Below are 6000 nucleotides of genomic sequence, written 5' to 3'. Positions count from 1 at the left end.
TCGGGTTCTTTAGCATACGCATTTTTGAAAATTGCTTTCAAAAACACGTTTACATCGATAATTTTAACTCAAGCACCCCAAATTGAGCCTCAATCGCCCGGTTTATTCCGAGATCCTATAAATAGTGCTTTTCCCATTCGTCTTTGGTAGAATAGGGGAGTCGAAAAATTACATATTCTAAAGTATCGCTTCACAACCGCAGACGACAAAACTAGGCGAACATCGATGATGTAGGTTTTGCTCGAAGCGATTCGATGGAGCGCAGCTCACAAAACTTTTAGGGGGTTGGCGAATGAGATTACACGGCCGAAAAACGGATCAGCTTCGACCGGTTACCATTATAACGAATCCGAACAAATATGCGGAAGGTTCGGTGCTTATTGAGGTGGGGGACACGAAAGTGCTCTGCACCGCCACAGTGGATGAGAAGGTGCCTCCATTTATGAAAGGGCAAGGCAAAGGATGGGTAACGGCGGAGTATTCGATGCTTCCCCGCGCCACGCAAGTCCGCAACCAACGCGAGGCCGCTCGAGGCAAACTGTCGGGCAGAACGATGGAAATTCAAAGATTGATCGGCAGAGCGCTGCGCTCGGTCGTCGATTTGCACGCGCTCGGCGAGCGGACGATTACGCTTGATTGCGATGTGTTGCAAGCGGACGGAGGAACGAGAACGACATCGATTACCGGTTCGTTCGTGGCGATGGCGATGGCGATCAACAAAATTGCGGAACAGCATCAGTTAGCCCGGTTTCCTATTGCCGATTTTTTGGCGTCGGTCAGCGTTGGCGTTATTCATAACCAAACATTGCTTGACTTGAATTACGAAGAAGATTCGAAAGCCAAAGTCGACATGAATATTGTTATGACAGGCAACGGGAAGTTCGTCGAAGTGCAAGGAACGGGGGAGGAAGCGCCGTTTGCCCGCGAAGAATTAAATCGGTTGCTTGAATTGGCCGAACTGGGCATTCTTGAACTGGTCGAAATCCAAAAAGAAGCTTTAGGCCCGGTCGCCGCAAAAATCGGAGCAAAATAAATATATTTGAAACGAAGAACGACAGTTGAATATCCATGTTAAGGAGTTGGAACGAGCTATGAATTTGCAAAAAGACGTTATTGTAGTCGCGACAAGAAACCAAGGAAAAGTGAAAGAATTCGCGCATGCGTTCGCTCCTTTCGGCAAGCGTGTTGAGAGCATGTTCGACTATCCGGACATCCCCGATGTGGTCGAGGATGGCGAGACCTTTGAAGAGAATGCCATGAAAAAAGCCAAGACGGTAGCCAAGGCGCTGCGGCTTCCCGTATTGGCCGACGATTCCGGTCTATGCGTCGATAAGTTGAACGGCGCGCCGGGCGTCTATTCCGCGCGCTATGCCGGGGAGCATCATAACGATGCCGACAATAACAAAAAGTTATTGGAAGAACTCGGCAAAATGCGCGATGATGAGTCGAACCCGCTGTTAAGCGCGGCTCAATTCGTTTGCACGCTCGTATTGTACGATCCGGATAGCGAAGAATCGATTACGGCAACCGGTTCCGTCGATGGTTATATTACGGTCGAACCGAGAGGAACCGGCGGCTTCGGCTACGATCCGTTGTTTTATTTGCCGGATTTGCACAAGACGATGGCCGAGCTGTCGGTTGAAGAGAAGCAGGCGATCAGCCATCGCGGACAGGCGCTCAAGCAATTGACAGGACTCCTGTCCCGTTAAATCCGTGTCGCCATACCCATGAAAACAAGCATCTCATCCGGAATAAGGATGGGGTGCTTGTTTGGCGTCGAGGCTATTCTTCGTTTCCGGTCCTTCCGCTATACATATGAACATGCGGCGTGCTTCCGTTCACGGTCGTAGTGCCCTCGAAATAATGGATATGCCCCCCGCCGGGCAAAGGCTCGGCAGGGCCGGTCACGCCGCGAATGACATGATGATGTCCCGCATCGAACGAAGTGACGGTATGATACTCGTGGACGTGCGGAACGCCCGAAGGCGCCGGTTCCGTCGTGCCGGCATACCGGTGCTGGTGACCGACGTCGAAGGAAGTCACTCCGGAGAACGAATGGACGTGCACCGGTCTGCCGTCCCAACTTGTAATGTAAAGCGTGTGCGAATGCAACGGGTCGTCTGCGCCGTTATGAACGACGAACCCTGTAACGGGTATTTCCATAAAAACGTTCACTCCTCATTATGATCGCTTGCTACAATCATCATATGTGGCAAGAACGAATAGGAAGCTTGGTGATATTATCTTATTTTCACGCGATACGTTTTCAACCATGTGTCCACTTGCGCCAAATAGGCGAATAACTGCGGTCCGCTCATCAGTTGGCCGAACCATGGCAAATTGGAATTGGCCGCGTCCGAATCGAGCAACTCCCGCACTTTACGCACATTGATCAACGGAAGAAGCGGGGAATTGGAATCGTCCAATATATTGCTCAACCATGTTTTGACGGCCGCCAAATAGTTGGGATGATGCGTTTTCGGATAAGGGCTTTTTTTGCGGTGAAGGACATCCTCCGGCAAGACGCCTTTCAGCGCTTTGCGCAATATTCCTTTTTCCCTGCCGCCCGCCGTTTTGATTTCCCAGGGAATATTCCACACGTACTCCACGAGCCGGTGATCGCAGAACGGAACGCGAACCTCCAGTCCGGCTCCCATGCTCATTCGGTCTTTGCGGTCGAGCAGCGTAGGCATGAAGCGGGTGATGTTCAAATAAGACATTTCGCGCATCCGCTGTTTATTCGCGTCTTCCCCCGGGAGGCGGGGCACTTCATCGAGCGCTTCCGCATACCGCTTCGCAATATATTCTAGCGGGCGAATCCAATCCGCGATTTCCGGCGAGAGCAGGTCGGCGCGATGTTGGGAATAAAGCGCCCAAGGGAACGTATCGGCCCGCAGCGATTCATCCCGGTAAAACCACGGATAACCGCCGAATATTTCATCCGCCGCCTCGCCCGAGATGGCGACGGTCGCGCTCTTTTTAATTTCCCGGCAAAATAATAGGAGGGAAGCGTCGATATCCGCCATCCCCGGCAAATCCCTTGCTTGCATGGCCGGAATAAGAGCCTCGACCAATTCCGGCATATCGAATTGCACGTTGCGATGCTCCGTTCCTAGATAGCCGCTCATCCGCTCGATCCAGGGCGTATCCGAATTCGGTTGAAATACGTTTGCCGTAAAATGCTTATCGTTATCGACGTAATCGACCGAATACGTACTCATCGCCTCTTGTTTCGTTCTGTCGTAATAGCCGACCGCTAGAGCCGTCAGCGCGCTTGAATCCAACCCGCCGGATAACAGCGAACATACCGGCACGTCGGATACCAATTGCCGTTCTACCGTATCTTGCAGCAAATCGCGAACATGCGCTGCGGTTTTCTCTATGTCGTCTTCATGGGGCCTGCTTTCCAATTTCCAATAGGCGTTCATTTTTAAACCGCTTCGACGAAACAACAGGCAGCATCCCGGACGCAATTCGGAAAGCTCCCGGTACACGGCATGGCCGGGCGTACGTGCGGGCCCGACGATGAATATTTCCGCAAGCCCTTCCGGTCCGACCGTCGGTTCCACCTTCGGATGAGCCAAAATCGCCTTCGGCTCGGAGCCGAAGATGAACGCGCCGCCGGCCGTCGCATAGAACAAAGGCTTGACGCCAAGCCTGTCGCGGGCCAGAAACAAATGCTGTTCCGATTCGTCCCAGACGGCAAAGGCGAAAATCCCGTTTAACCGTTCCACGCAAGATGGCCCCCACTCTATATAGGAAACAAGCAGCACTTCCGTATCGCATGACGTGCGGAACCGATGGCCGCGCGCTTCCAACTCCCCTCGAAGCTCCGCCGCGTTATACAATTCTCCGTTATACACGATCGAATAGGTATGATCGCCGGCAAAGCGCACCATCGGTTGAGCTCCGTTCTGCGGATCGATGACGCTTAAGCGGCGATGCCCGAGAGCGCATGATCCGGAGATCCACGTTCCGGAAGCATCCGGTCCCCGTAAAGCCAGCGATTCTGTCATATTCTCCAGGATGGATGAATCTTGCGTCAAATCTCTCTCCCAGTCAATCCAACCTGTTATTCCACACATCGAGCTCATCTCCTTCCCGCATGATTCGACAGACAGTCCACCGAACATATAGCGATGATAAAAGGTATATGCGGAAAAAGGGCATAAAATGTATGTCCGGAGGGGAACCTACGAAAAAGGCAAAAGAGGAGAATGCGATGTATTCCATTGACAGCGTGAAATATAGCGGCATAACGGAACGGGGCGGCAGACGCTGTGCGGCGGTTCAAGTGACGCCGCTCGGCGATGGCGATGTTCCTTTGGTCGCATATTTTGTCAAAACGGGAATCGATCAATACGAAATGGTGGAGGTCGTGCGCAACGACTCCGATTTGGCGATCGACTGGTTTGAGAACAATCTTCATGAAGCATACCAACAAATAAGCGACGAGGCGTTCGCCTCCGGAGGACGAACGGACGCGCGATGGCAGCGGGAAACGTTCAAGCAGGAAATATTGGCGTATAGCGGCATACGCGAGCAACTCAAATCGAATTTGTAACGGAGGATAACGATGGCTGAACGGTATAAACCGAATAAAGGAAATAAATATTCGCATCAGGCCGAATTCGCGGAAGAAGTAATCGCGAAGAACGCCAAACAACCGGCGCAAAACAATCCGAGCGAAAGCGTAAAAAAATAAACCTTTCTTGCAAGCGATCGAGCGGCTCCCCTTTCAAGGGGAGTTTTTTTCGGCAAAAATCAGTCACCCTCTAGGCATTCGCTCAATACTATGAATATGGGTATATGACTAAACGCACATACGGGAGGGGGTGGACTGCAATGGCCGTCATCAATACGAACTCCGAACACGAGAAGCTGCTGGCGCGTTTGATGCGCGCGGAGGCCGAAGGGGAAGGGGAATTAGGGATGCTGATGGTCGGGAATGTCGGCGTCAATCGCGTTCTCTCGAATTGCTTGGATTTTCAGGGCATTCGAAATTTGGAGCAAATGGTGTTTCAGAGCCCGGGAGGCTTTGAAGCGACGCAGAAAGGATATTTCTATCAAAGGGCGAGAGACAGGGATATTCGTCTGGCCCGGAGAGTCATTAGCGGAGAACGGGTATGGCCCGCCAGCAACTCACTATGGTTTTTTCGGCCGGGCGGCGCCTGTCCCGCTACATGGTACGATCAGCAAAATTCCGGCGTTTATAAGAATCATTGTTTTTTTCAACCTACTTATGAAGATTGCCCAGGAGTCTATTAATTCAAAAAACTTGAAGTTTCTGAGGAGGAACCTATGAGTGGAATGAACTATAATTATGGGACGATGACGGGGATGGGAACCCCCTATCCTTATGGCTATCAAATGCAGGCGGCGCCCGGTACGGCGAAATATCCGGAAGGGGTGATCCCATCTTATCCTACGACGGCTCCCGGCACGACCGGAGGCGGCAATGTGCAAGGATTTCCGTTCGCGCCGGGAACGGTGGGCGCACCGAATATTCCGGCAACGCCTTCCGTACCGAATTTGCCTTTTCCGCCTGTCGGGACGTCGCCTGCCGCCGGCGGAGCTTGCCCGCCGCAAGTAACCAGCGGAGGGGTGATCACGCCTCAGGGAACGGTTTTGCCCTCATCCGTACTTACGGGCCAACAATCCTACATTGAAAATATTTTGCGGCTGAACTTGGGAAAAGTCGGTACGTTCTATATGACATACGAGAACAACTGCGAATGGAACGCGAAAGTGTTTCGAGGGGTCGTGGAAGCGGCGGGACGCGATCATATCATTATAAGCGACCCGAATACGGGCATGCGCACGATTCTGCTGATGGTCAATCTCGACTATGCAACGTTCGACGAACCGCTCACATACCTGTATCCCGGCGTGATCGGCAATCCGCCAACCCGCAAGCAGCAATCGAGCTGATGAATCGAAAAGCGGACGAATTCGCGATCGTAACGGCGTAAATTCGTCCGCCTGCGCTTTTATTCGTTT

At 52.2% G+C, this 6000-nt stretch carries 8 protein-coding genes; 6 read left to right on the top strand and 2 right to left on the bottom strand.

Annotated features, from left to right (window positions below):
- Positions 1 to 292 precede the first annotated feature (292 nt).
- Positions 293 to 1033: a ribonuclease PH gene (gene rph / locus KQI79_RS22045; protein WP_216540464.1), complete on the top strand. Its 741-nt coding sequence runs from the start codon at positions 293 to 295 to the stop codon at positions 1031 to 1033.
- Positions 1034 to 1091: 58 nt separating this feature from the next.
- Positions 1092 to 1709: an XTP/dITP diphosphatase gene (locus KQI79_RS22040; protein WP_216540463.1), complete on the top strand. Its 618-nt coding sequence runs from the start codon at positions 1092 to 1094 to the stop codon at positions 1707 to 1709.
- A 73-nt stretch (positions 1710 to 1782) separates the two neighbouring features.
- Here KQI79_RS22040 and KQI79_RS22035 read toward each other — a convergent pair whose 3' ends face one another.
- Together KQI79_RS22035 and asnB are read right to left on the bottom strand one after the other, a co-directional pair.
- On the bottom strand, positions 1783 to 2163 hold the full coding sequence (locus KQI79_RS22035; RefSeq protein WP_216540462.1) for a YmaF family protein: 381 nt from the start codon (positions 2161 to 2163) through the stop codon (positions 1783 to 1785).
- A 77-nt stretch (positions 2164 to 2240) separates the two neighbouring features.
- Complete coding sequence (asnB, locus tag KQI79_RS22030) at positions 2241 to 4085, bottom strand: asparagine synthase (glutamine-hydrolyzing) (protein WP_216540461.1); 1845 nt, start codon at positions 4083 to 4085, stop codon at positions 2241 to 2243.
- Positions 4086 to 4222: 137 nt separating this feature from the next.
- Between asnB and KQI79_RS22025 the strand changes: the two genes are divergently transcribed.
- The 4 genes from KQI79_RS22025 (at position 4223) to gerQ (ending at position 5931) form a co-directional block, all read left to right on the top strand.
- Positions 4223 to 4564 carry a hypothetical protein gene (locus KQI79_RS22025; protein ID WP_216540460.1) on the top strand — a complete coding sequence of 114 codons (342 nt, stop codon included), beginning with the start codon at positions 4223 to 4225 and terminating at the stop codon, positions 4562 to 4564.
- A gap of 12 nt (positions 4565 to 4576) precedes the next feature.
- A complete protein-coding gene (locus KQI79_RS28060) occupies positions 4577 to 4705 on the top strand; it encodes a hypothetical protein (protein ID WP_290370023.1) in 129 nt (42 codons plus the stop codon).
- 140 nt (positions 4706 to 4845) lie between these two features.
- A complete protein-coding gene (locus tag KQI79_RS22020; protein WP_216540459.1) occupies positions 4846 to 5268 on the top strand; it encodes a cell wall hydrolase in 423 nt (140 codons plus the stop codon).
- A gap of 102 nt (positions 5269 to 5370) precedes the next feature.
- Positions 5371 to 5931 (top strand): spore coat protein GerQ, encoded by a 561-nt coding sequence (gene gerQ / locus KQI79_RS22015; protein ID WP_483311407.1) that lies wholly within the window; start codon positions 5371 to 5373, stop codon positions 5929 to 5931.
- The last annotated feature ends 69 nt before the right edge of the window (positions 5932 to 6000 follow it).

It is taken from the genome of Paenibacillus sp. MSJ-34 (genome assembly GCF_018918005.1).
In the GTDB taxonomy this organism is placed as follows: Bacteria; Bacillota; Bacilli; order Paenibacillales; family Paenibacillaceae; genus MSJ-34.
Note: the sequence above shows the minus strand (reverse complement) of the source record. Positions and strands in the feature narration are given on the sequence as shown.